26 protein-coding genes and 1 tRNA gene are annotated in these 24,386 nt (G+C 39.7%); 24 read left to right on the top strand and 3 right to left on the bottom strand.

Going from position 1 to position 24,386, the window contains the following annotated elements; translation table 11 throughout:
• Position 1 precedes the first annotated feature (1 nt).
• The 4 genes from N8L33_RS01640 (at position 2) to N8L33_RS01655 (ending at position 3,314) form a co-directional block, all read left to right on the top strand.
• Positions 2-787 carry an ABC transporter permease gene (locus tag N8L33_RS01640; RefSeq protein ID WP_261058129.1) on the top strand — a complete coding sequence of 262 codons (786 nt, stop codon included), beginning with the start codon at positions 2-4 and terminating at the stop codon, positions 785-787.
• Between the two features lies 1 nt (position 788).
• The gene (locus tag N8L33_RS01645) at positions 789-1,508 is read left to right on the top strand and encodes an ABC transporter permease (RefSeq protein WP_261058131.1); all 720 of its coding nucleotides are present in this window, start codon (positions 789-791) and stop codon (positions 1,506-1,508) included.
• Positions 1,509-1,569: 61 nt separating this feature from the next.
• Positions 1,570-2,256 (top strand): response regulator transcription factor, encoded by a 687-nt coding sequence (locus N8L33_RS01650; RefSeq protein ID WP_261058133.1) that lies wholly within the window; start codon positions 1,570-1,572, stop codon positions 2,254-2,256.
• On the top strand, positions 2,226-3,314 hold the full coding sequence (locus N8L33_RS01655; RefSeq protein WP_261058135.1) for a sensor histidine kinase: 1,089 nt from the start codon (positions 2,226-2,228) through the stop codon (positions 3,312-3,314). Before N8L33_RS01650 ends, N8L33_RS01655 begins: the two co-directional genes overlap by 31 nt.
• 177 nt (positions 3,315-3,491) lie before the next feature.
• Here the strand turns inward: N8L33_RS01655 and yidC are convergent, their stop codons facing one another.
• Both yidC and N8L33_RS01665 read right to left on the bottom strand, forming a co-directional pair.
• Complete coding sequence (gene yidC, locus N8L33_RS01660; RefSeq protein ID WP_261058136.1) at positions 3,492-4,418, bottom strand: membrane protein insertase YidC; 927 nt, start codon at positions 4,416-4,418, stop codon at positions 3,492-3,494.
• A gap of 78 nt (positions 4,419-4,496) precedes the next feature.
• Positions 4,497-4,775 (bottom strand): acylphosphatase, encoded by a 279-nt coding sequence (locus N8L33_RS01665; RefSeq protein WP_001174612.1) that lies wholly within the window; start codon positions 4,773-4,775, stop codon positions 4,497-4,499.
• A 33-nt stretch (positions 4,776-4,808) separates the two neighbouring features.
• Between N8L33_RS01665 and N8L33_RS01670 the strand changes: the two genes are divergently transcribed.
• The 11 genes from N8L33_RS01670 to N8L33_RS01720 all read left to right on the top strand — a co-directional run bounded on the left by N8L33_RS01670 (position 4,809) and on the right by N8L33_RS01720 (position 13,729).
• Entirely contained in the window at positions 4,809-5,549 is a 741-nt protein-coding gene (locus N8L33_RS01670) for a TrmH family RNA methyltransferase (protein WP_261058138.1), read from the top strand.
• Between the two features lie 55 nt (positions 5,550-5,604).
• Positions 5,605-6,288, top strand: coding sequence for a Bax inhibitor-1/YccA family protein (locus N8L33_RS01675; RefSeq protein WP_261058139.1), 684 nt, complete (start codon positions 5,605-5,607; stop codon positions 6,286-6,288).
• A gap of 110 nt (positions 6,289-6,398) precedes the next feature.
• Positions 6,399-7,391: an aspartate--ammonia ligase gene (gene asnA, locus N8L33_RS01680; RefSeq protein ID WP_261058141.1), complete on the top strand. Its 993-nt coding sequence runs from the start codon at positions 6,399-6,401 to the stop codon at positions 7,389-7,391.
• 64 nt (positions 7,392-7,455) lie between these two features.
• On the top strand, positions 7,456-7,995 hold the full coding sequence (gene rsmD, locus N8L33_RS01685) for a 16S rRNA (guanine(966)-N(2))-methyltransferase RsmD (RefSeq protein WP_033676149.1): 540 nt from the start codon (positions 7,456-7,458) through the stop codon (positions 7,993-7,995).
• Positions 7,985-8,473, top strand: a complete 489-nt coding sequence (gene coaD / locus N8L33_RS01690) for a pantetheine-phosphate adenylyltransferase (RefSeq protein ID WP_261058149.1) — start codon at positions 7,985-7,987, stop codon at positions 8,471-8,473. The genes rsmD and coaD overlap by 11 nt, the downstream gene beginning before the upstream one ends.
• The gene (locus N8L33_RS01695) at positions 8,457-9,494 is read left to right on the top strand and encodes a SepM family pheromone-processing serine protease (RefSeq protein WP_261058151.1); all 1,038 of its coding nucleotides are present in this window, start codon (positions 8,457-8,459) and stop codon (positions 9,492-9,494) included. The genes coaD and N8L33_RS01695 overlap by 17 nt, the downstream gene beginning before the upstream one ends.
• A gap of 57 nt (positions 9,495-9,551) precedes the next feature.
• The gene (locus N8L33_RS01700; RefSeq protein ID WP_138706243.1) at positions 9,552-9,782 is read left to right on the top strand and encodes a DUF1146 family protein; all 231 of its coding nucleotides are present in this window, start codon (positions 9,552-9,554) and stop codon (positions 9,780-9,782) included.
• Positions 9,783-9,805: 23 nt separating this feature from the next.
• Positions 9,806-11,089 carry a UDP-N-acetylglucosamine 1-carboxyvinyltransferase gene (murA, locus tag N8L33_RS01705; protein WP_136936906.1) on the top strand — a complete coding sequence of 428 codons (1,284 nt, stop codon included), beginning with the start codon at positions 9,806-9,808 and terminating at the stop codon, positions 11,087-11,089.
• On the top strand, positions 11,082-11,270 hold the full coding sequence (locus N8L33_RS01710) for a DNA-directed RNA polymerase subunit beta (RefSeq protein WP_173266915.1): 189 nt from the start codon (positions 11,082-11,084) through the stop codon (positions 11,268-11,270). Before murA ends, N8L33_RS01710 begins: the two co-directional genes overlap by 8 nt.
• 37 nt (positions 11,271-11,307) lie before the next feature.
• Positions 11,308-12,132, top strand: coding sequence for a DNA-entry nuclease EndA (gene endA / locus N8L33_RS01715; protein WP_261058163.1), 825 nt, complete (start codon positions 11,308-11,310; stop codon positions 12,130-12,132).
• 265 nt (positions 12,133-12,397) lie between these two features.
• Entirely contained in the window at positions 12,398-13,729 is a 1,332-nt protein-coding gene (locus N8L33_RS01720; protein WP_261058166.1) for a hemolysin family protein, read from the top strand.
• Positions 13,730-13,927: 198 nt separating this feature from the next.
• Here N8L33_RS01720 and N8L33_RS01725 read toward each other — a convergent pair.
• Positions 13,928-13,998 (bottom strand) — tRNA-Cys (locus tag N8L33_RS01725).
• Between the two features lie 157 nt (positions 13,999-14,155).
• On the opposite strand from N8L33_RS01725, the gene N8L33_RS01730 reads away from it, so the two are divergent.
• From N8L33_RS01730 to N8L33_RS01770, 9 genes are all read left to right on the top strand, one after another.
• Positions 14,156-16,144 carry a peptide ABC transporter substrate-binding protein gene (locus tag N8L33_RS01730; protein ID WP_261058167.1) on the top strand — a complete coding sequence of 663 codons (1,989 nt, stop codon included), beginning with the start codon at positions 14,156-14,158 and terminating at the stop codon, positions 16,142-16,144.
• Between the two features lie 66 nt (positions 16,145-16,210).
• The gene (locus N8L33_RS01735) at positions 16,211-17,707 is read left to right on the top strand and encodes an ABC transporter permease (protein ID WP_060806096.1); all 1,497 of its coding nucleotides are present in this window, start codon (positions 16,211-16,213) and stop codon (positions 17,705-17,707) included.
• Positions 17,707-18,633, top strand: a complete 927-nt coding sequence (oppC, locus tag N8L33_RS01740; protein ID WP_000103703.1) for an oligopeptide ABC transporter permease OppC — start codon at positions 17,707-17,709, stop codon at positions 18,631-18,633. The genes N8L33_RS01735 and oppC overlap by 1 nt, the downstream gene beginning before the upstream one ends.
• 8 nt (positions 18,634-18,641) lie before the next feature.
• Positions 18,642-19,709, top strand: coding sequence for an ABC transporter ATP-binding protein (locus N8L33_RS01745; RefSeq protein WP_000159550.1), 1,068 nt, complete (start codon positions 18,642-18,644; stop codon positions 19,707-19,709).
• 10 nt (positions 19,710-19,719) lie between these two features.
• Positions 19,720-20,646, top strand: coding sequence for an ATP-binding cassette domain-containing protein (locus N8L33_RS01750; protein ID WP_001291284.1), 927 nt, complete (start codon positions 19,720-19,722; stop codon positions 20,644-20,646).
• Positions 20,647-21,201: 555 nt separating this feature from the next.
• Positions 21,202-22,179, top strand: coding sequence for an ABC transporter substrate-binding protein (locus N8L33_RS01755; protein WP_261058168.1), 978 nt, complete (start codon positions 21,202-21,204; stop codon positions 22,177-22,179).
• Between the two features lie 11 nt (positions 22,180-22,190).
• A complete protein-coding gene (locus N8L33_RS01760; protein WP_261058169.1) occupies positions 22,191-23,084 on the top strand; it encodes an ABC transporter permease in 894 nt (297 codons plus the stop codon).
• A gap of 12 nt (positions 23,085-23,096) precedes the next feature.
• Positions 23,097-23,900, top strand: coding sequence for an ABC transporter ATP-binding protein (locus N8L33_RS01765; RefSeq protein WP_000157668.1), 804 nt, complete (start codon positions 23,097-23,099; stop codon positions 23,898-23,900).
• 206 nt (positions 23,901-24,106) lie between these two features.
• Complete coding sequence (locus N8L33_RS01770) at positions 24,107-24,355, top strand: YneF family protein (RefSeq protein WP_000364990.1); 249 nt, start codon at positions 24,107-24,109, stop codon at positions 24,353-24,355.
• The last annotated feature ends 31 nt before the right edge of the window (positions 24,356-24,386 follow it).

Below are 24,386 nucleotides of genomic sequence, written 5' to 3' on the forward strand. Positions count from 1 at the left end.
CATGGCACTTATATACTCTCTTCATTCTGAAATATTGAAATTGCTTTATAGGAGAGCTACTCATGTTGTACTATTCTTGATACTGGTATTTCAAACATTTTTAGCAAATATTGGTGCTTCTCAAATTGTTTCAGTTGGTATCCATGCTACACCAGAGACAAATCCAGACTTAGCAGAATCTATACCTCCTATTGAATTTTTAGGTTTTGATGTCACTTTATTTGGTGTTTTTATTATGATCATCCTAGGTTCAATTTACGGAGCCGAGGAGTATAAAGGCTCTGCTATTCGTACAAGCCTCCTCTCCATTACAAATCGAAGTACTTTCCTAGTTTCAAAAACATTGGTTTGGCTTGTATTTTCTTTTTTCATTTCCTTTCTATCAATATTCCTGACGATTAACATGACACATTATGTTTTAGGACAAGATGGCTTATTGCTTTTTTCACTAAATGGAACAGTTTGGTTCTATATATTTTTAGCCAGTATAGCTTGGACTTTGTTGGGACTGCTGGCCTATATTATGGCTTTGACATTTAAAACAGCCATTGTTCCTCTATTATTTTTGCTTCCTCAAGTCTACAATTTAGGAACATTCTTAGCAAACTATATATCGGTTGCAAAATTTCTTCCAGTTGCATTGGGGCAAGGATTGATTGCTACATCTCCTCAAATTTTAGAACAGAATAGTTTACAAAATATTTTATTTTTACTTTGTTGGAACTTCTCATTCTTGGCTTTAGCAATTTACCGCTTACTTAAGTCAGATATTGGAGGAGGTGAATAAGTTGAAAGAGCAACTTAAAAGTGAGTATCTCAAGTTTATGATGAATCCTTGGCACTGGTTGATTATAGGTGCTCTATTACTGTGTGTTCCGGCGATGGTTGTTTTTTTAAATAATAAGCCAGACCAGTTGACCCTACAGTTTGTTTTGGAACAGCTACTGCAAAGTCTCTATTTAGGACAGGCAGGTTTCGTTAGTCTAGCGGTCCTATTTATAGGTCAAGAATTTACAGGTTCTAGCCTTCGTACCAGTTTTCTTACCTGTCCAAATCGTTTGAAATTTATAATATGTAAACTAGCTATTGTATTATGTATGGAAATTGTATTATTGGTCTCTGTAATATCATTATGCATACTAATCGCGCAAGGATACTACAATATCAATCTTTTGAGTAATATTAAACATGTTCTAACAATTCTATTTCCAGCTTGTATTTCTATTCTAACCTTCTCTCTTTTAAGTGGTATTTTTGTATTTATTTCCCAGTCTTTTATCTTAATTTTGGGAATAAGTTTATCCCTTTTATTGGGGTTGGGACAAATGTTATTACAATTCAGTTCTTTTTTTAGAAATTTACCATTACTGGCTAGTATGAATTGTTTTTATACCCATCCCTTGTCTCTTTATTATCCAGTGTGGCAAGGCTTGGGGATACAAATAGTTTGGTTATTAATTGTTTTTCTATTTGCTACATTGATACTTATTGGAAAAAATGTAGGCTAAAGACAGGGGATATCCTGTCTTTTTCTCAGTTAGTGCTATAATATATTCAGGAGGGTGAGTTATGGCTTATAAAATTTTGGTTGTAGATGATGATCTTGCTATTCTTCGCCTAATAAAAAAAGTACTAGAATATGAAAAATATGAAGTAGTCATACGAAATAAGATAGAAGAGATTGATCTTTGTGATTTTACAGGCTTTGACTTGATTCTATTAGATATTATGATGCCTGTTAGTGGTTTAGAGATCTGTCAGATGATTCGCGAACAGATAACTGTTCCTATCTGTTTTATAACTGCTAAGGATATGGATGAAGATTTAGTAGCTGGAATAAATGCAGGTGCTGATGATTATATTATGAAGCCCTTTAGTATGCAAGAATTGTTAGCACGTGTTAAAATGCACTTGCGTCGTGAAGAACGGATTAAAGGAAATGTTCATCAAATAAAGATTGGGAAGTTTATACTATATACGGATAGTAAGGAACTGTTTGTAAACGATGATAAGATTGCTTTGACAAGGAGAGAATTTGACATAGTGAATCTTTTGGCAAGCAACCCAAGTAAAATATATTCTATTGAGGAAATTTATAATTATCTATATCCACAAAGTTCAGAAGCGCTTTTACGTTCGGTTTCAGAGTACATTTATCAAATTCGTCAAAAGCTGAAACCTTATCAATTAAATCCAATTAAAACCTTATACGGTGGAGGATATCAATGGGTAGAATCAAAAGTTTTAGACAATTAATTCGAGAAACCTGTTGGAGAATTATTTGGCAGTTTAGTCTTGGCTTACTAATGGCCTATCTTATTCCCTTAGCTTCAGTATCTATACAAATAAATGAAGATGGGAAACCTTTAAACAATAGTGGTGTTCTATCAATCTTTTTTAATGTGTCATCATGGATATATATTTGTGTTTTATTGATTATTCTAATAAGTTATCACATTGGAAAATTGTTGAAAAAACTGAGTTATGAAATGACTTTGATTTATGAAAATAATATATGGTTAGAGCGGGAATGTACAGAAAGATTAACAGTTAAAGAATTTCGTGAGACAGGAAATCGGATTATTGTGATGCAAGATAGAATTCGACAATTAATAGTTGATGAGAAACAGCAGAAAGAAGATTTGATGTTTCAGGTTTCAGCAGCTTCTCATGATTTAAAGACTCCCTTAACCATTATTAGGGGAAATGTAGAATTCTTGCAGGCGATAACTGAAAACGACCAATCTCAAGAATGCTTAGCAGATATAGAAAGAGCTAGTCAACAGTTACTAGATTACTTCAATCAATTGATTCACTATTCTAAAACCTATTATGATGATGAGACAGGCTGGGTGGAATATTCCTCTTCAGATTTTATCAATGAATTAGAGAAAGAAGTCTCTTTTTTGATAAAAAATCAGATGAAGTTTTCTTTTGAACAGAATGTGAACGGAACTGAAAACTATTATATAAATCCATCTCTTCTGATTCGTGCAATACAAAATATTTTAACAAATGCTTTGGAATACGCCGATAAACAGAATCCTAAAATTAACATTAGGGTAGGGCAAGAGGGGAAGGAATTGAAAATAGGTATATGGAATAATGGTTCGGAATTTCCAGAGGAAGTTTTAAATAATTTTGGAAAGCTCTTTTATCGTATGGATAAAGCTAGATCGTATAAAGAGCAACATTATGGTATTGGACTGAGTTTTGTATGTAGAGTTGCAAAACTACACAAAGGCCGAGTTGAGCTTAGAAATAGAGACGATGGAGCAGAAGTTTTAATAACTGTGAATTGTATTAAATCATAGTGAGTTACTTGTTAATTTATGATTGAATCGTTTTTATATGTGAGCTTTTAAACTATTTAACTTTTTTGATTAGTATAAGATGTAACAGTAGATAAATAAAAACGAATGATGATATCTAGTTGATGAAAACTATTTATCATTCATTCGTTTTTTAATTATTGGATAATATACGCAGCTTTATCTCGAACGTTGTTTTCCAGCGTTGCGATTTTTGTGTTTTTTCTTGCTTGTGATAGCAGTTGGTTGTTCAGGAGTAACGTCTTTTCGTCCACTTGGTGTAGAGAAAGAACTTGCTTTTGGTGGGTTCTTGGCTAGTTCTTCACGGACTTTTTTGCGAAGTTTTGGACGAACGATATAGTTGACGATAAACTGTTGGAGAATCATCATGAAACCACCGACAACCCAGTAAAGAGTGACACTGGCTGGTGAAATGAGGGAGAAGACGACAATCGTGATTGGGCTCACGTAAGCCATTTTCTTGATTTGATCTCTTTGCGTTTCATCTTCTACTCCGTGAAGTGAAAGGAGCGATTGAAGATAGTAAAGGACACCTGCGCAGGCAACCAAAATCATACTTGGAGAACCTAGAGGAATGCCTAGGTAGCTTGCTTGAGCAACCCCTTCAGTATGTTGGGCAGCAAAGTAAATTGCAGAGAAGAAAGGCATTTGAAGGAGGATAGGGAAGCATCCTACACCACCAAACATGCTGATGCCGTGCTCTTTTTGAGCAGCAAAGAGAGCTTGTTGGGCTTCGAGTTTTTCTTCTTGAGTAGTTGCTTCTTTGAGACGAGTTTGGTGTGGCTCAAGGACGTGCTTGAGGGCATTCATTTTTTCAGAGTGAAGCGTTGCCTTCCATGATTGGTAGATACCAAGTGGCAAGATAATCAAGCGCACGATAATGGTTACGATGATGATAGCGACACCAAAGCCTAGACCTTGATCAGTAGCGAAGTACTTGATAGCTTCAGCCATAGGCGCTCCGATGGTATTCCAAATAAATCCTATTGGCTTTCCTGTGGCTTTATCGACGCTAACACAGCCAGTCAAGACAAGTAACATAGCCACTCCCATAGCCGAGAGTGCAAAACGTTTAATAGATTTCACTGTTTTTATTCCTTCTTTAAAAAATAATACCTTTCTATTCTACTGTTTTTTTACAAAATATACAATAGTTCTAGAGACCTAATTTGCGATTTTAAAGTCAGGGTAGGGAGGAAAGTTGCTTAGTTTGACATCTAAGTAGCTGACTTTTGAAAAAGGTGTGGGTCCTTTGCGGATTTCTTGGATAAATTTTGCCATGATAGCAGATGAGTCTGCTTGGGCTAAAATTTCCACTGTACCATCGTCGTTATTCCATACTCGACCTGTGATGCCACCGATTTCAAGTGCCAGGCTGTAAACACCCCAACGAAATCCGACTCCTTGCACCCTACCTTGGGCAATCATTCTAACCTTTTGCATACCAAACCCCTTTGATTGTGTTATAATATTTCTATGACTATTATAACCTCAAAAGCCAATTCTGTGGTAAAAAATGCCAAGAAATTACACCAAAAAAAATACCGCAAGTCTGCTTATTTGATTGAAGGCTGGCACTTGTTTGAAGAAGCTGTTCAAGCTGGAGTGACGATTGAAAAAATCTTTGCTCTAGAAAATTACCGAGATCAGTTAGCCTCGTTTCCGCAAACTGTCTGGGTGTCAGAGGATATTCTGCTAGATTTGGCGGATTCTCAGACTCCACAGGGAATCGTTGCGGTGGTTCAAAAAGAAGAAGTAGGACAAGCTGACTTTAGTCAGGGCAAGTTCTTATTTTTGGAAGATGTGCAAGATCCTGGTAATGTGGGAACTATCATTCGGACTGCGGATGCAGCAGGTTTTACAGGAGTGATTGTTTCAGATAAGTCGGCAGATATTTACAGTCTCAAGACCCTTCGCTCTATGCAAGGCAGTCATTTCCATCTGCCCATTTATCGGATGTCGAGCCAAGCGCTTCTAGAGGAAGCTAAAAATGCTGGTATCCCAGTGCTAGCAACCACACTTTCCAAGGATTCTAAAGACTATCATGACTTGACTCATTTTGACCAGTTTGTCTTGGTCATGGGAAATGAGGGTCAAGGAATTAGTCCCCTCATGGCTGAAAGTGCGGACCAGTTGGTTCACATTAGCATGAAGGGTCGGGCAGAGAGTCTCAATGTTGCAGTTGCAGCAGGTATTTTGATTTTCCATTTAAGCTAATTTTAACTTTCTTTGTTATAATCAAGGAAAGACATTCATAGAAAAGGAGACAAGGATGAATCATACTATTATACAAGACCGTACTGGTCTCAATCAATTTTACGCTAAGGTTTATGCCTTTGTTGGGCTAGGAATCGGACTATCCGCCTTGGTATCTGGCCTCATGTTGACGGTCTTTCAGTCTCAGTTGGTTTACTTTTTGATGCAGGGACGTCTCTGGTTGACCATAGCAACCTTTGCAGAGTTGGCCTTGGTTTTCGTTGCCAGTAACATGGCCTTAAAGAATAGTCCAGCGGCTCTTCCAGTATTTTTACTTTACTCCGTTTTAAACGGCTTTACCCTTAGTTTTGTGGTGGCTTTCTATACTCCAGGTACAGTTTTATCTGCCTTTGTGTCGAGCGCCCTTCTCTTCTTTGTCATGGCGGTAGTTGGTATGTTCACCAAGAAAGACTTGAGTGGACTTGGTCGGGCAATGATGGCGGCTCTTATCGGTTTGATTATTGCTATGGTAGTCAATATTTTCTTGGCTAGCGGTTTCTTTGATTATATGATTAGCCTAGCCATGGTTTTGGTCTTCTCAGGGCTGATTGCTTGGGACAACCAAAGGATTCGCCTTGCCTATGAACAATCACAAGGTCGTGTGGCGACAGGCTGGGTTGTGTCAATGGCTCTCAGTATTTATCTTGATTTTATTAATCTTTTCCTAAGTATTTTACGTATCTTTGGTCGCAATGACTAGAGGGTTCATGACATCAGTGTTCCAAGGAGCACTGATTTTTTTAAATTTTCTCTTTTCTTTTCTTGAAAATAGGTGTATAATGCTTTTAATTAATTTTTGAGGAGTAGCCTATGAAGAAAAGTTTTATCCATCAACAAGAAGAAATTTCCTTTGTCAAAAACACTTTTACCCAGTATTTGAAAGATAAGTTAGAAGTTGTCGAAGTTCAAGGTCCTATCTTGAGCAAGGTCGGTGACGGGATGCAGGATAACCTGTCTGGTGTGGAAAATCCAGTATCTGTTAAGGTTTTGCAGATTCCTGATGAAACCTATGAAGTGGTGCACTCACTTGCTAAATGGAAACGTCATACTTTGGCTCGTTTTGGTTTCGGTGAGGGTGAAGGTCTTTTCGTCCACATGAAGGCCCTTCGTCCAGACGAAGACTCGCTGGATGCGACTCACTCTGTCTTTGTGGATCAGTGGGACTGGGAAAAGGTCATTCCAAATGGTCAACGCAACATTGCTTACCTAAAAGAAACTGTTGAGAGGATTTACAAGGCCATTCGCTTGACTGAGCTAGCTGTTGAAGCTCGCTATGACATCGAGTCTATCTTGCCAAAACAAATCACCTTTATCCATACCGAAGAGTTGGTAGAACGTTATCCAGACTTGACTCCGAAAGAGCGTGAAAATGCTATCTGTAAAGAATTCGGTGCAGTTTTCTTGATTGGTATCGGTGGCGAGTTGCCAGACGGTAAACCGCACGATGGACGTGCACCAGACTATGATGACTGGACAAGTGAGTCTGAAAATGGCTACAAGGGTCTTAATGGAGATATTCTTGTCTGGAATGAGTCTCTAGGCGGAGCCTTTGAGTTGTCTTCTATGGGGATTCGTGTAGATGAAGAAACCCTTCGCCGTCAGGTAGAAATCACCGGTGATGAAGACCGTTTAGAATTGGAATGGCACAAGGCTTTGTTAAATGGTCTATTCCCATTGACAATTGGTGGAGGAATTGGACAATCTCGTATGGCCATGTTCTTACTTCGCAAGAAACATATCGGAGAAGTGCAAACAAGTGTTTGGCCTCAAGAAGTCCGCGATACTTACGAAAATATTTTGTAGAGAATCGAACCGCAAGGTTCGATTTTCTTTCTCTTTTTGCCCATAATTTGGTATAATAAACGGTATGAAAATCGTATCAGGAATCTATGGGGGACGTCCCCTCAAGACGCTAGAAGGCAAGACGACAAGACCCACTTCGGATAAGGTTAGGGGAGCCATTTTTAACATGATTGGTCCCTACTTTGAAGGGGGACGAGTCTTGGACCTTTATGCAGGTAGTGGTGGTTTATCTATCGAGGCAGTATCGCGTGGCATGTCCAGTGCTGTTTTGGTGGAGCGAGACCGTAAGGCTCAGGCTATCGTGGCTGAAAATATTCGGATGACCAAGGAAGTTGGAAAATTTCAACTCCTCAAGATGGATGCAGAAAGAGCATTGGAACAGGTATCTGGGGAATTTGATCTCATCTTCTTAGACCCTCCTTATGCCAAGGAACAAATTGTAGCAGATATTGAAAAAATGGCTGAGAGATCGCTTTTTTCTGAAGATGTCATGGTCGTGTGTGAGACGGATAAGGCCGTTGAACTTCCAGAAGAAATTGCCTGCCTGGGTATCTGGAAGGAAAAGATTTATGGAATTAGTAAGGTGACAGTCTATGTCAGATAAGATTGGCTTATTCACAGGCTCATTTGATCCGATGACAAATGGGCATCTGGATATTATTGAACGGGCAAGCAGACTCTTTGATAAGCTCTATGTCGGTATTTTTTTTAATCCCCACAAACAAGGATTTCTCCCTATCGAAAATCGTAAACGAGGGCTAGAAACGGCTTTGAAACATTTGGAAAATGTTGCAGTCGTGTCTTCTCATGATGAATTGGTGGTTGATGTCGCAAAAAGACTGGGGGCTACTTGTCTAGTGCGTGGTTTGAGGAATGCAGCGGATTTGCAATATGAAGCCAGTTTTGATTACTACAACCATCAGCTGTCTCCTGATATAGAGACCATTTATTTACATAGCCGACCTGAACATCTCTATCTCAGTTCATCCGGTATTAGAGAGCTATTGAAGTTTGGTCAGGATGTTGCCTGCTATGTTCCTGAGAGTATTTTGGAGGAAATAAGAAATGAAAAAAAAGATTAGATGGCCCTTATATGTCATTGCGGCCTTGATTGTGACCTTCTTGGCATTTGTAGTGCCCTTGCCCTACTATATAGAAGTTCCAGGTGGTTCGGAAGATATTCGCCAAGTCCTTAAAGTCAATGACACAGAAGATAAGGAAGCTGGTGCCTATCAATTCGTTACGGTTGGTGTCCAGCACGCTACTTTAGCCCATATGATTTATGCTTGGTTGACGCCTTTTACAGATATTCGTAGTGCCCAAGAGACTACAGGTGGCTCTTCTGATGTTGAGTTTATGCGGATCAATCAATTCTACATGCAAACATCGCAAAATATGGCAAAATATCAAGGGCTAAAAACGGCAGGTAAGGATATTGAACTAAAATATCTTGGGGTTTATGTTTTGACTGTGACAGATAATTCGACCTTTAAAGGGATTCTCAACATCTCTGATACGGTCACAGCAGTCAATGATCAGACCTTCGACAGTTCCAAAGATTTGATTGATTATGTCAATTCTCAAAAATTAGGGGACTCCGTCAAGGTCACCTATGAAGAGGATGGGCAAACCAAGTCTGCAGAAGGTAAGATTATCACCTTGGAAAATGGCAAAAATGGAATTGGAATCGGCTTGATTGACCGTACAGAAGTAACCAGTGATGTCCCAATTCGCTTTTCAACAGCTGGTATCGGTGGTCCAAGTGCAGGTCTCATGTTTAGTCTGGCTATCTATACTCAAATAGCTGATCCAGGCCTTCGTAATGGCCGAATTGTTGCCGGTACAGGTACCATTGACCGCGATGGTAATGTGGGGGACATTGGAGGTATTGATAAGAAAGTTGTAGCTTCAGCTAGAGAAGGTGCTGCGATTTTCTTTGCCCCTGATAACCCTGTTAGCGAAGAAGAACAAAAAGCGCATCCAGATGCGAAAAACAACTACCAAACAGCTCTGGAAGCAGCTAAAACAATTAAGACAGATATGAAAATCGTGCCAGTTAAAACCCTACAAGATGCAATTAATTACTTGAAAAACAATCCCTAGCTTTTAAGTGAAGTTTCCAAACTAGCGCACAAACAGAGAAGATGGTATAATAGTCAAATGGTTCAATTATTATTCACTCTAAGCAGTCACATGCTCTTTATTTATGTGAGTTTTTACCTTTTAAAGAATCTTGTTAGATGGGAAAAGGTTTTAAAAGTGACAGCTGAGAATACAGGAAAAGTTCGTTTATTAGTAGCCTTTTTCAGCATTGTAATGGGCTATATCTTGAGTTCTTTCTTTATCAGCCTATATCAGTTATGGCAAGAAGCGCTTAGAGGATTATTATAAAATCAAATGTAAAGGAAATAAGTATGGAAAAAATTGTGGTTCAAGGTGGCGATAATCGTCTGGTAGGAAGTGTTACGATCGAAGGAGCAAAGAATGCCGTCTTGCCCTTGTTGGCAGCGACTATTCTAGCAAGTGAAGGAAAGACCGTCTTGCAGAATGTTCCTATCTTGTCAGATGTTTTCACTATGAATCAGGTGGTTCGTGGTTTGAATGCCAAGGTAGATTTTGATGAGGAGGCTCATCTTGTCGAGGTGGATGCGACTGGCGATATCACTGAAGAAGCCCCATACAAGTATGTCAGCAAGATGCGCGCTTCCATCGTTGTCTTGGGGCCAATCCTAGCCCGTGTAGGTCATGCTAAGGTATCCATGCCAGGTGGTTGTACAATTGGTAGCCGTCCTATTGATCTTCATTTGAAAGGTCTGGAAGCTATGGGGGCTAAGATTAGCCAGACAGCTGGTTACATCGAAGCCAAGGCTGATCGCTTACATGGGGCCCATATTTACATGGACTTTCCAAGTGTTGGTGCTACGCAGAACTTGATGATGGCAGCGACGCTGGCTGATGGGGTGACAGTGATTGAAAATGCTGCGCGTGAGCCTGAGATTGTGGACCTAGCCATTCTCCTGAATGAAATGGGAGCCAAGGTTAAAGGTGCTGGTACAGAGACCATTACAATTACTGGTGTGGAGAAACTTCACGGTACGACTCATAATGTGGTACAAGACCGTATTGAAGCTGGAACCTTTATGGTGGCTGCTGCCATGACTGGTGGTGATGTCCTGATTAAAGATGCTGTTTGGGAGCACAACCGTCCCTTGATTGCCAAATTGCTTGAAATGGGAGTGGAAGTGACGGAGGAGACTGAAGGAATTCGAGTTCGCTCTCAACTAGAAAATCTAAAAGCTGTCCATGTGAAAACCTTGCCCCACCCAGGATTTCCAACAGATATGCAGGCTCAATTTACAGCCTTGATGACCGTCGCAAAAGGCGAATCAACTATGGTGGAGACAGTTTTTGAAAATCGTTTCCAACATCTAGAAGAAATGCGTCGCATGGGCTTGCACTCTGAGATTATCCGTGACACAGCCCGTATTGTTGGTGGACAGCCTTTGCAGGGAGCAGAAGTTCTTTCAACTGACCTTCGTGCCAGTGCTGCCTTGATTTTGACAGGTTTGGTAGCACAAGGAGAAACCGTAGTTGGTAAATTAGTCCACTTGGATAGAGGCTACTACCGTTTCCATGAGAAGTTAGCGCAGCTGGGTGCTAAAATTCAGCGGATTGAGGCAAGTGATGAAGATGAATAAGAAATCAGGCTACGTAGCCAAGCGTTTACTTTTAGTCATTTTGGTACTGATTTTAGGCGTTCTAGCCCTAGGAATTGGTTTAATGGTCGGTTATGGAATCTTGGGCAAGGGTCAAGATCCATGGGCTATCCTGTCTCCAGCAAAATGGCAGGAATTGATTCATAAATTTACAGGAAATTAGGCTGGAAAACCAGCCTTTTTTAAAGATAAGGAGAAATATGAACAAAAAAACAAGACAGACCCTGATTGGACTGTTAGTGTTATTGCTTTTGTCTGCAGGTAGCTATTATATCAAGCAGATGCAGTCGACAGTTAATAGTCCCAAAACCAAGCTTAGTCAGAAAAAACAAGCGCCTGAAGCTCCTAGTCAAGAATTAGCAGAAAGTGTCTTGACAGATGCAGTCAAAAGCCAAATAAAAGGGAGTCTTGAGTGGAATGGATCCGGTGCTTTTATTGTCAATGGCAATAAAACCAATCTAGATGCCAAGGTTTCAAGTAAGCCTTACGCTGATAACAAAACAAAGACAGTTGGCAAGGAAACTGTGCCAACTGTAGCCAATGCTCTCTTGTCTAAGGCAACTCGCCAGTACAAGAATCGTGAAGAAACGGGGAATGGTTCGACTTCATGGACTCCTCCAGGATGGCATCAGGTTAAGAATCTAAAGGGGACTTATACCCATGCGGTCGATAGAGGTCACTTGTTAGGTTATGCCTTAATTGGTGGCTTGGATGGTTTTGATGCCTCGACAAGCAATCCTAAAAACATTGCTGTTCAAACAGCCTGGGCAAATCAGGCGCAAGCTGAGGATTCGACTGGTCAAAACTACTATGAAAGCATGGTGCGTAAGGCCTTGGACCAAAACAAGCGTGTCCGTTACCGTGTAACCCTTTATTACGCTACAAATGAGGATTTAGTTCCTTCAGCTTCACAGATTGAAGCCAAGTCTTCAGATGGAGAATTGGAATTCAATGTTCTAGTTCCCAATGTTCAAAAGGGGCTACAACTGGATTACCGAACTGGAGAAGTAACGGTCACTCAGTAAAAGATAAGATCAACTCCTATGTCACTTGTGGATGTAGGAGTTTTTTTGACAATTTAAGTAGGACTAGAATAGACACTGATACTCAATGAAAATCAAAGTGCAAACTAGGAAGCTAGCCGCAGGTTGCTCAAAGCACAGCTTTGAGGTTGCAGATAAAGCTGACGTGGTTTGAAGAGATTTTCGAAGAGTATGAGAAAAAATAATATGTACTGGACTAAATTTTGTGATATAATAAAGGATAAGATACTATTTTAGGAGAAGAACTATGGAAGACCCAAGTAGTCAGAATTTGTTGCTACAATTTGTTTTATTGTTTATCTTGACGGTATTAAATGCCTTTTTCTCAGCTACAGAAATGGCCATGGTGTCACTAAACCGTGCGCGTGTTGAACAAAAGGCAGAAGAAGGAGATAGACGCTATATCCGTCTGCTGAAGGTACTAGAAAATCCTAACCACTTTTTATCAACTATTCAAGTAGGGATTACCCTGATTACGATTTTGTCAGGGGCGAGTTTGGCAGAAACTCTGGGACGAGAAATTGCATCTTGGCTTGGAAATGGCGAAACAGCTTATGCCATTGCAAGCTTTCTATCTTTAGCATTTTTGACTTATATTTCCATCGTTTTTGGGGAGTTGTATCCTAAGAGAATCGCTCTTAATCTAAAGGATGCTTTAGCGATTCGTACAGCGCCAGTTATTATTGGCCTGGGGAAACTAGTTAGTCCCTTTGTCTGGCTCTTATCTGCGTCTACCAATCTTTTGAGTCGTTTGACTCCAATGACCTTTGACGATGCTGACGAAAAAATGACCCGTGATGAAATTGAGTACATGCTGACAAATAGTGAAGAAACACTAGATGCTGACGAAATTGAGATGTTACAGGGGATTTTTTCACTGGACGAATTGATGGCCAGAGAAGTCATGGTTCCTCGGACGGATGCCTTTATGGTCGATATTCAGGATGACAATCAGGCTATTATTGAAAGTATTTTAAAGCAAAATTATTCTCGTATCCCTGTCTATGATGGAGACAAGGATAATGTAATCGGTTTGATTCATACCAAGCGCCTGCTCAATGCAGCCTTTGTTGATGGCTTTGACAATATTGTTTGGAGACGTATTTTACAAACACCGCTTTTTGTACCCGAGACGATTTTTGTGGATGATCTTTTGAAAGCTCTTCGCAATACGCAAAATCAAATGGCAATTTTGCTGGATGAGTACGGTGGGATGGCTGGTTTGGTGACCCTAGAAGACCTCTTAGAGGAAATTGTAGGGGAAATTGATGACGAAACAGATAAGGCTGAAATCGAAGTTCATCAAATTGGAGAAGACACCTATATCGTTCAAGGTACCATGAATCTCAATGACTTTAATGACTACTTTGATGTTGAACTGGAAAGTGATGATGTTGATACCATCGCTGGTTATTATTTGACAGGAGTTGGGACCATTCCAACGACTGAGAAACTCAGCTATGAATTGGTCAGCCAAAACAAACAGATTATCTTAACCAATGATAAGGTGAAAAATGGACGTGTTACCAAGGTAAAAGTCCAAATCACAGAAGTAGAAATTGAAGAAGAAACAGAGTAAATTAGAGGCTTTTGTCATCATGAGTGGCAAAGCTTTTTTCAGTTTATTTTAAAAGGGAATAGTATCCTCGAAAAACTCATCCCCCAAATCCGCCCCAAAACTTTTCTAAATCTATCCTTATTTATCCAAAGAAAAAGAAAAAAAGCCCTTCAAATTGGGCTTTCTGTTCATGTGAAACCTGATAAATCAAGTTATAGAAGGCGGTAGACGGATTTGAACCGACGATCAAGCTTTTGCAGAGCCGTGCCTTACCACTTGGCTATACCGCCTTAACGTTTATTATTATACCTTGAAAATGATTTTCAGTCAATAGCTTTTTCAGATTTTTTGTGTCAATAAGCCTAAATATTCTGAAAATTCGTTTACTTTTCTTGAAATCTATGGTATAATTGATGATAACCTATACTTTATAAGAGGAGTAAAGAAATGAAAAAAAGTCAAGTGCTTGCTGTAGCAGGAGCTACCTTATTAGCGTCAGGAGTTCTAGCTGCGTGTTCAAACACTAGTTCAAATAATGCTAAACTAGCAAAAGATTACCAATATGTTTATCAAACAGATCCAGAAACCTTGGATTATATCGTTAGCAATATTGATTCAACATCTTTCATCACAACAAATGCTGTAGATGGTTTGTTGGCTAATGATAAATATGGTAATTTAGTTCCTTCTATTGCTGAATCATGGACAGTTTCAAAAGATGGTTTGACTTATACCTATAAAATCCGTAAGGATGCTAAATGGGTGACAGCAGAGGGAGAAGAATACGCTCCTGTAACTGCTAAAGACTTCGTTACTGGTTTGAAACACGCCGTAGATGGAAAATCAAAAGGACTTTCAATCGTTAGCTCTTCTATTAAGGGATTAGAAGCCTATATCAAGGGTGAAACAAGCGACTTTTCAACTGTTGGAGTAAAAGCAGTTGATGATCAAACACTAGAATATACCTTGAACCAGCCAGAAACTTTCTGGAATGACAAGACAACTAGTGGTGTTTTGATGCCGGTTAATGAAGAATTCTTAACTTCAAAAGGGGAAGGTTTTGGTGCCCCAACCGATGCTAACTCTATTCTTTATAACGGTCCATTTGTCTTGAAGGCTGTAACTCCAAAATCATCTATCGAGATGGCTAAAAATGATGCTTACTGGGATAAAGAAAATGTAAAAATTGAGAACGTTAAGTTCACTTTCTGGGATGGTAAGGACCAAGATGTGATTGCCAAAGGTTTTGCCGATGGTCAATATAGCAAGGCTCGTATCTTCCCTACAAGTTCTACATATGAAAAATATGCGGCTGATTTCAAAGATAACATTTACTTTAATGAACCAGGTGCGGGTGTTGCAACTGTCAGCTTGAACTATGGCCGTACAACTTATAACCACACTGCCAAAACAAGTGATGCCCAAAAGACATCTACTCAGAAAGCATTGCTAAACAAGGAATTCCGTCAAGCCTTGAACTTTGCAGTCGATCGCAATTCTTACTCAGCTCAAACAAATGGTACAGATGGAGCTGCAGTAGCCATCCGTAATACATTTGCACCTTATAATCTTCAAGTTGGTAAGAAAACATTTGGTGAATTGGTACAAGATAGCTTGGCTAAGACAAATTCTTCTACTTGGTCAAACGTGTCTCTGGCAGATTCTCAAAATGGCCTTTACAATGAAGAAAAAGCTAAAGAAGTCTTTGCTAAAGCTAAATCAAGCTTGCAAGCTGAAGGTGTTGAATTCCCAATCCACTTGGATGCCTTGGTTATCCAAGAATCAACAGCGGTTGTAAACCGTGTTCAATCATTGAAACAATCAATTGAAAAAGTATTGGGTTCAGATAATGTTGTTGTAGACTTACAACAAATGACTCAAGCAGAAGCTTTACCAATTTCATTTAGCGCTCCAACAGCTAAAGAACAAGACTGGGATATACATACCTTGCTAGGATGGAACCCTGACTATCAAGATCCTTCTACTTTCTTGGATCAATTCGTCCTTAAGGGAGGAAGCACTCGCCTTTACCTTGGTATTGACCAAAACACAGATGCATCAGTAGTAAGCAAACTTGGTTTAGCTGACTATGGAAAATTACTTGATGACGCAAACAGCGAAAACCAAGATGTTCAAAAACGTTATGAAAAATACGCAGTAGCACAAGCTTGGTTGACTGACAATGCTTTGACAATTCCAGTAATGGCTTCTCCTAAAGAAACAGCCGTTTCATATGTTTCAAAAGTTCTACCATTTAGCTCTTCATATTCTGTAGCCGGCCTTAAAGGTGAAAATTCAGGATACTTGAAGTACACTGAAGTTGGCGAAAAAGCAATTACCAAAGAAGAGTATGAAAAAGCTCGTGAAAAATGGTTGAAAGAAAAGACTGAGTCAAACGAGAAAGCTCAAAAAGAATTGGCAAGTCATGTGAAGTAAATAATTTTCAATAGAACTTTCTCTCCATGAGGAGAAGGTTCTTTTGGGATTTTTAAAGGAAATGATATGAAAAAATATATTTTTATGCGTGTTTTGCGGTCATTGGTTTCTATCTTCTTAGTAACAACTTTGACTTACACGATTATCTATACAATGGTTCCTCGAAAATTGATTTTCAAACAGGACACCAACTATAACAAGATTGCGACAACTGCTGATAAACGTGATAACTATGAGAATACTGTTTATGAGCGTATGGGCTATATCGAGTACTACGATACCAAAGAGTTGCAAGAAAAAGCTAGCCAGATGGATGCTTCTGTAACAGTTGAAGCTAATGATACCAATAAGGCTATCTATGAAAAATACATCAAACAAATCGGTCATGGTTGGACCTTGGGAGAATTTACTGAAAGTGGCCAATTCTACGCTACTCGTGAAATCCCAATTTTTGAACGTGTTTTTCACTTCTATGCTAACTTGATTGACATTGATCATACAAATAAAATTCAAGACCCTGAAAATCCAGACTTGAAGCGTTATCTTCGTTTCGAAAACGATCCAGCGATCGGATGGTCATTGGTTGGTTCAGGAACTAAACACAAATATCTCTTGTACTTCAACAGTCAGTTCCCATTTGTGCATCAAAACTTTGTGAACATTAATTTAGGTGACTCTTATCCAACCTATGCTAATAGCCCTGTTTTACAGGTTATTACTCAGGGGCAAGGGCAAACAAAAACTGCTCAAGTTCAGTTCCCAACAGGTAAGAAAACTTCTTCTGTAAATATTTACTCAAGAACCTACAAATCACCTAGTCAGGCTGACTCTCGTGAAGTAGCTAATTATGGGAAAGATGATCCATATACTGCAACTGAAAGCAACTACCAATATCCTTCTATGATTGCTAGCTCTGCAGTCGTTGGATTGATCGGTTTGGTGATTTCTTATGCGATTGCCGTGCCACTTGGTTCAGCAATGGCTCGCTTCAAGAATACTTGGATTGATAGCTTCTCAACAGGGGCTTTGACCTTCTTGATGGCTCTTCCAACAATTGCCTTGGTTTATATCGTTCGTTTGGCTGGTTCTTCAATCGGCTTACCAGATTCATTCCCTATCTTGGGTGCTGGAGATTGGCGTTCTTACGTTTTACCAGCAGTTATCCTTGGTTTGTTGGGTGCTCCGGGTACAGCCATTTGGATTCGTCGTTATATGATTGACTTGCAATCACAAGATTTTGTACGTTTTGCTCGTGCCAAAGGTTTGTCTGAAAAAGAAATTTCAAACAAACACATCTTTAAAAATGCCATGGTTCCACTGGTTTCAGGAATTCCTGGTGCCGTTATCGGGGTTATCGGTGGTGCAACCCTTACTGAAACAGTCTTCGCCTTCCCAGGTATGGGTAAAATGTTGATTGACTCTGTAAAAGCATCTAATAACTCTATGGTCGTTGGTCTTGTCTTCATCTTTACATGTATTTCTATCTTCTCACTTCTTTTGGGAGATATTTGGATGACGATTATTGACCCACGTATTAAATTGACTGAGAAAGGAGGCAAATAATGTCTACAATCGATAAAGAAAAATTTCAGTTTGTAAAACGTGACGATTTTGCCTCTGAAACTATTGATGCGCCAGCATATTCTTACTGGAAATCAGTGTTTAGACAATTTATGAAGAAGAAATCAACTGTAGTCATGTTGGGAATCTTGGTAGCTATCATTTTGATGAGTTTCATCTACCCAATGTTTTCTAAGTTTGATTTTAATGATGTCAGCAAAGTAAACGACTTTAGTGCTCGTTATATCAAGCCAAATGCTGAGCATTGGTTCGGTACAGATAGTAACGGTAAATCTCTCTTTGACGGTGTCTGGTTCGGAGCTCGTAACTCCATCCTCATTTCTGTGATTGCGACAGTGATTAACTTGGTTATCGGTGTTTTTGTCGGTGGTATTTGGGGGATTTCAAAATCAGTTGACCGTGTGATGATGGAAGTTTATAACGTCATCTCAAACATTCCATCTCTTTTGATTGTCATTGTCTTGACTTACTCAATCGGAGCTGGATTCTGGAATCTGATTTTTGCTATGAGTGTGACAACATGGATTGGAATTGCCTTCATGATCCGTGTGCAAATCTTGCGTTACCGTGATTTGGAATACAACTTGGCGTCACGTACTTTGGGAACACCAACCTTGAAGATTGTTGCCAAAAATATCATGCCTCAATTGGTATCTGTTATTGTGACAACCATGACTCAAATGCTTCCAAGTTTTATCTCATACGAAGCCTTCTTGTCATTCTTCGGTCTTGGACTACCGATTACTGTGCCAAGTTTGGGTCGTTTGATTTCAGATTATTCACAAAACGTAACAACCAATGCTTACTTGTTCTGGATTCCATTGACAACTCTTGTCTTGGTATCCTTGTCCCTTTTCGTAGTTGGTCAAAACTTAGCGGATGCTAGTGATCCACGTACACATAGATAGGAGTAGAAATGACAAAAGAAAAAAATGTAATTTTGACTGCTCGCGATATTGTCGTGGAATTTGACGTTCGTGACAAAGTATTGACAGCCATTCGCGGCGTTTCCCTTGAACTAGTTGAAGGAGAAGTATTAGCCTTGGTAGGTGAGTCAGGATCAGGAAAATCTGTTTTGACAAAGACTTTCACAGGTATGCTTGAAGAAAATGGTCGCATTGCCCAAGGTAGTATTGACTACCGTGGTCAGGATTTGACAGCCTTGTCTTCTCACAAGGATTGGGAACAAATTCGTGGTGCTAAGATTGCGACGATCTTCCAAGATCCAATGACTAGTTTGGACCCAATTAAAACAATTGGTAGTCAGATTACAGAAGTTATTGTAAAACACCAAGGAAAAACAGCTAAAGAAGCGAAAGAATTGGCCATTGACTACATGAATAAGGTTGGGATTCCAGATGCAGATAGACGTTTTGATGAATACCCGTTCCAATATTCTGGGGGAATGCGTCAACGTATCGTTATTGCGATTGCCCTTGCCTGCCGACCTGATGTCTTGATCTGTGATGAGCCAACGACTGCCTTGGATGTGACTATCCAAGCACAAATCATTGATTTGCTAAAATCTTTACAAAACGAGTATCATTTCACAACAATCTTTATCACCCACGACCTTGGTGTGGTAGCAAGTATTGCGGATAAGGTAGCGGTTATGTATGCAGGAGAAATCGTTGAATATGGAACTGTTGAGGAAGTCTTCTATGATCCTCGCCATCCATATACATGGAGTCTCTTGTCTAGCTTGCCTCAGCTTGCTGATGATAAAGGGGATCTTTACTCAATCCCAGGAACACCTCCGTCACTTTATACTGACCTGAAAGGGGATGCCTTTGCCTTGCGTTCAGACTATGCAATGCAGATTGACTTCGAACAAAAAGCTCCTCAATTCTCAGTATCAGAGACACATTGGGCTAAAACTTGGCTACTTCATGAGGATGCTCCAAAAGTAGAAAAACCAGCTGTGATTGCAAATCTCCATGATAAGATTCGTGAAAAAATGGGATTTGCCCATCTGGCTGACTAGGAGGAAGGAAATGTCTGAAAAATTAGTAGAAATCAAAGATTTAGAAATTTCCTTCGGTGAAGGAAGTAAGAAGTTTGTCGCGGTTAAAAATGCTAACTTCTTTATCAACAAGGGAGAAACGTTCTCTCTTGTAGGTGAGTCAGGTAGTGGGAAAACAACTATTGGTCGTGCTATCATTGGTCTAAATGACACAAGTAATGGTGATATTATTTTTGATGGTCAAAAGATTAATGGTAAGAAATCGCGTGAACAAGCTGCGGAATTGATTCGTCGAATCCAGATGATTTTCCAAGACCCTGCGGCAAGTTTGAATGAACGTGCGACTGTTGATTATATTATTTCTGAAGGTCTTTACAATCATCATCTGTTCAAAGATGAAGAAGAACGTAAAGAGAAAGTTAAAAATATTATCCGTGAAGTGGGGCTTCTTGCTGAGCATTTGACTCGTTATCCTCATGAGTTTTCAGGTGGTCAACGTCAACGTATCGGTATTGCCCGTGCCTTGGTCATGCAACCAGACTTTGTTATTGCGGATGAGCCCATTTCAGCCTTGGACGTTTCTGTTCGTGCCCAAGTCTTGAACTTGCTCAAAAAATTCCAAAAAGAACTTGGTTTGACCTATCTCTTTATCGCCCATGACTTGTCTGTCGTTCGCTTTATTTCAGATCGTATCGCAGTTATTTACAAGGGTGTTATTGTAGAGGTTGCAGAAACAGAAGAATTGTTTAACAATCCAATTCACCCATATACTCAGGCCTTGCTTTCAGCGGTACCAATTCCAGACCCAATCTTGGAACGCAAGAAGGTCTTGAAGGTTTACGACCCAAGTCAACACGACTATGAGACTGATAAGCCATCTATGGTAGAAATCCGTCCAGGTCACTATGTTTGGGCGAACCAAGCCGAATTGGCACGTTACCAACAAGGACTAAACTAATAATGGTTTTATAATTTCCATGTCAATTTTTATGGAAATTATAAAACTTTTTTGTTGGACTGATTTGAAAAAACTTTGAAAGAATTTTCGAAAAATTTTAAAAAATTCTGAAATATTCTTGACAGCTGATGAAAAAGGTGGTAAGATAGGAAACATCAAAAAAGAAAGCAGAAAAGAAATGAATCAAAGACAAGCTGTAACAATGAATCAAAACTTTTACTTTAGCTACTTTAGCTACTTTAGATAGTGTTTGTAGACATGTCACCATGGATGCAAACAGTTCAAGCAATTTGTTTGTATCTATGTGGCTAAGATTTTTGATTGTGGTCCATATAGATGAATATCTAAATGGACTAGCTAAGTTATAACTTGTTAGATTATTTCAAGCATCCGTTTAGGTATTATCTAAGCGGTTTTTTGTTTTATACTCTTCGAAAATCAAATTCAAACCACGTCAACGTCGCCTTGCCGTACTCAAGTACAGCCTGCGGCTAGTTTCCTAGTTTGCTCTTTGATTTTCATTAAGTTTTATCTTTTCTGAGAAGGAGTTTCATTATGAAAGTTGTTCGAAAATTACTAGCCCCCCTCTTGGTAGTGGGGATCCTCTTGACCTCTCTGATCAGTTTGCATCAGTTGAAGGCAGACAAGAAAAAAGATGTTTTTCGTATCGGTATTTCGCAATTTATTACCCACCAGTCCTTAGACGCTACTAGAGAAGGTTTTGTGGATGAGCTGGCCAAACAAGGCTATGTGGAAGGGAAAAATATCGAGATTGATTTGCAAAATGCACAGGGAGAACAAAGAAATCTAAAAACGATTTCCCAGCAGCTAGCAGAATCTAGTGATGTCGTTCTAGCCATCGCAACGCCTTCTGCTCAGAGCTTGGCTAATACAACACAAACGACACCGGTTATCTTTTCAGCTGTAACAGACCCTGTCAGTGCCAAGCTGGTTGAGTCAAGAGAACACCCTGGGGGCAATGTAACTGGAACAAGCGACCAGTCATCAGATGCCATTTCAACCCAAATCAATTTGATAAAGAAAGTGTTGCCAAAGGCTAAAACAATTGGAATTCTCTATACTCAGAGCGAGCCAAACTCAGTTGTCCAAAAGGATGAAGCTAAGCGACTTCTGGAAGAAAAAGGATTTACCGTTGTTGAAAAAACAATCTTGGACAGTAACAACGTCAAGGCGGCAGCAGAGAGCTTGATGGCAGAAGTGGATATGGTTTTTGTACCAACGGACAATATCATTTCGTCAACCATGGAAACAGTTAAGCAGGTTTCTATTAAACACAAGGTTCCAGTATTCGGTGGTTCAACAGAAATGATTGCTGTTGGTGGCTTGTATAACTACGGAACCAATTATGAAGAATTGGGCCGTCAGACAGCCCGCATGTTGATTCGTGTTTTAAAAGGTGAAAAGCCAGAAAATATAGCAGTTGAGTTACCTGAAAAACTGGAATTGCATACTAATAAAGAAATGGCAGATGCATTGGGAATTGATATTAGTAAGTTAGAAAGCAAGGAATAAGGAGGTTTAAGATGAGTTTTGTATTACCTAGTTTATCAGAAGGTTTGTTGTGGTCGATTATGGCCATTGGAGTCTACTTGACTTTCCGTATTTTGGATATTGCGGATATGACTGCTGAAGGAGCCTTTCCTCTGGGTGCAGCTGTCGTCGTATCACAGATACAGGCAGGGACAAATCCTTGGATTGCGACCTTGCTTGCTTTGCTGGCAGGTATGGTAGCAGGTCTTGTGTCAGGTATGCTCCACACCAAGATGAAAATCCCAGCTCTCTTGACAGGGATTGTGACCTTGACAGGTCTTTATTCAATCAATATTAAAATCATGGGAAGTGTGCCTAATCTTTCCTTGGGAGATTCTTCAACTGTCTTTAAACAATTGGCGAGCTTGGGGCTGACAAATGAAGAAGCTGTTTTCTCATTCAGTTTGGCCTGTCTCTTACTTGTTTGTTTGGTCTTGACTCTTTTGATGAAAACGGAGATTGGCTTGGTCTTGCGTTCGACTGGGGACAATATTCCGATGAGTGAGGCCAATGGGGTCAATGTAGACACCATGAAGATTGTTGGTTACATGATTTCAAATGGTTTGATTGCCCTATGTGGATCCTTGTTCGCTCAAAATGATGGATTTTCAGATGTAACTTCTGGGACAGGAACAATCGTTGTTGGTTTGAGTGCAGTCATTATTGCGGAAGTCTTGATACACGACTTGACCATTGGAGGTCGCTTGTTATCCATCGGAATCGGTGCCATTGTTTATCGTTTGATTATTTTAAATATCTATGAAATTCCAAATCTAGATCAGAACCTGGTTCGTCTCTTTAATGCAATCTTGTTAGCCTTGGTTCTATTCGCACCAGAATTACAAAAGAGACTAAAGATTCGTGGTTTAAAACTGAGAAATGAATAGGAGGAGAAAGTTATGGCAAGTTTGTTAACACTTGAAAATATTCACAAAACATTTGAAGCAGGGACGGTCAATGAAAACCATGTCCTCAAAGGATTAGATTTAGAGGTTGAAGAGGGAGATTTTATCTCTGTGATTGGTGGAAATGGCGCAGGGAAATCCACTTTGATGAATATCTTGGCTGGAAATCTATCTGTGGACGAAGGGGACCTTTTGTTGGAAGGGAAATCCATTAAAAATCTGAGTGTACGAAAGAGAGCCAAGGATATTGCCCGTGTTTTTCAAGATCCTAAGATGGGAACGGCTTCTCGTTTGACGATTGAGGAGAATATGGCCATTGCCTTGAGACGTGGACAAAAAAGAGGACTTGGCTGGGGCGTGAAGGAGAAGGATAGAATCCAGTTCCAAGAGGCCTTGAAAGAGTTGAATATCGGTCTTGAAAATCGTTTGAAAGTGGATACTCAATACCTTTCAGGAGGACAAAGACAGGCCTTGACCCTAGTCATGGCAGCCTTGGTGAAACCTAAGCTCTTGCTGTTGGATGAACACACTGCGGCACTTGACCCGAAAACGAGTCAAATGGTGATGGATTTGACGCAAAAGATTGTGGAGCACCATCAGTTGACTACTCTGATGATTACACATGATATGAACCATGCGATTGAGTACGGCAATCGTCTCATTATGCTTTATCAAGGGAAGATAGTGGTTGATGTCAAAGGAGAAGAGAAAAAGCATCTGACAGTTGAAGATCTCATGCATCTCTTCCAGAAAAATAGTGGCCAAAGTCTGGTCAGTGATGAATTGGTTTTGGGATAAAGAAAAAGGCTGAAATCTAGTGTTTCAGTCTTTTATTTCTTACACTGGCTATCTATGTAAATTAAACTTAGCAAGGAGCCCTCTTCCTCAGAAAAGCAGGGTTCTTTTTGCTGTCTATTCCATCCCTGAAAGTGTAGAACAAACTGGTCAGGGTGGCTAGTTTATGGTATAATGAAAGGGACTCAAAAAGAAACAGGAGAAAAATGATGGATTTACTTTTAGCAATTGTATTGATTGTGCTAGCTTTTCTAGGAGGAGCTCTTGGAGGAATGTACTTGGTTCGTAAGCAAATTGAAAAAGAATTCGCTGACAACCCACGTTTGAATGCTGAAGCAGTTCGTACTCTTTTGAGTGCAAATGGTCAAAAACCAAGCGAAGCTAAGGTACAACAAGTTTACCACCAAATCATCCGCCAACAAAAAGCAGCCCTTGCTAACAATAAAAAGAAAAAATAAATAAGGAAAAGTCTGGGATGAAAGTTCCAGA

Source organism: Streptococcus mitis, assembly GCF_946188695.1.
Lineage (GTDB): Bacteria > Bacillota > Bacilli > Lactobacillales > Streptococcaceae > Streptococcus > Streptococcus mitis_DF.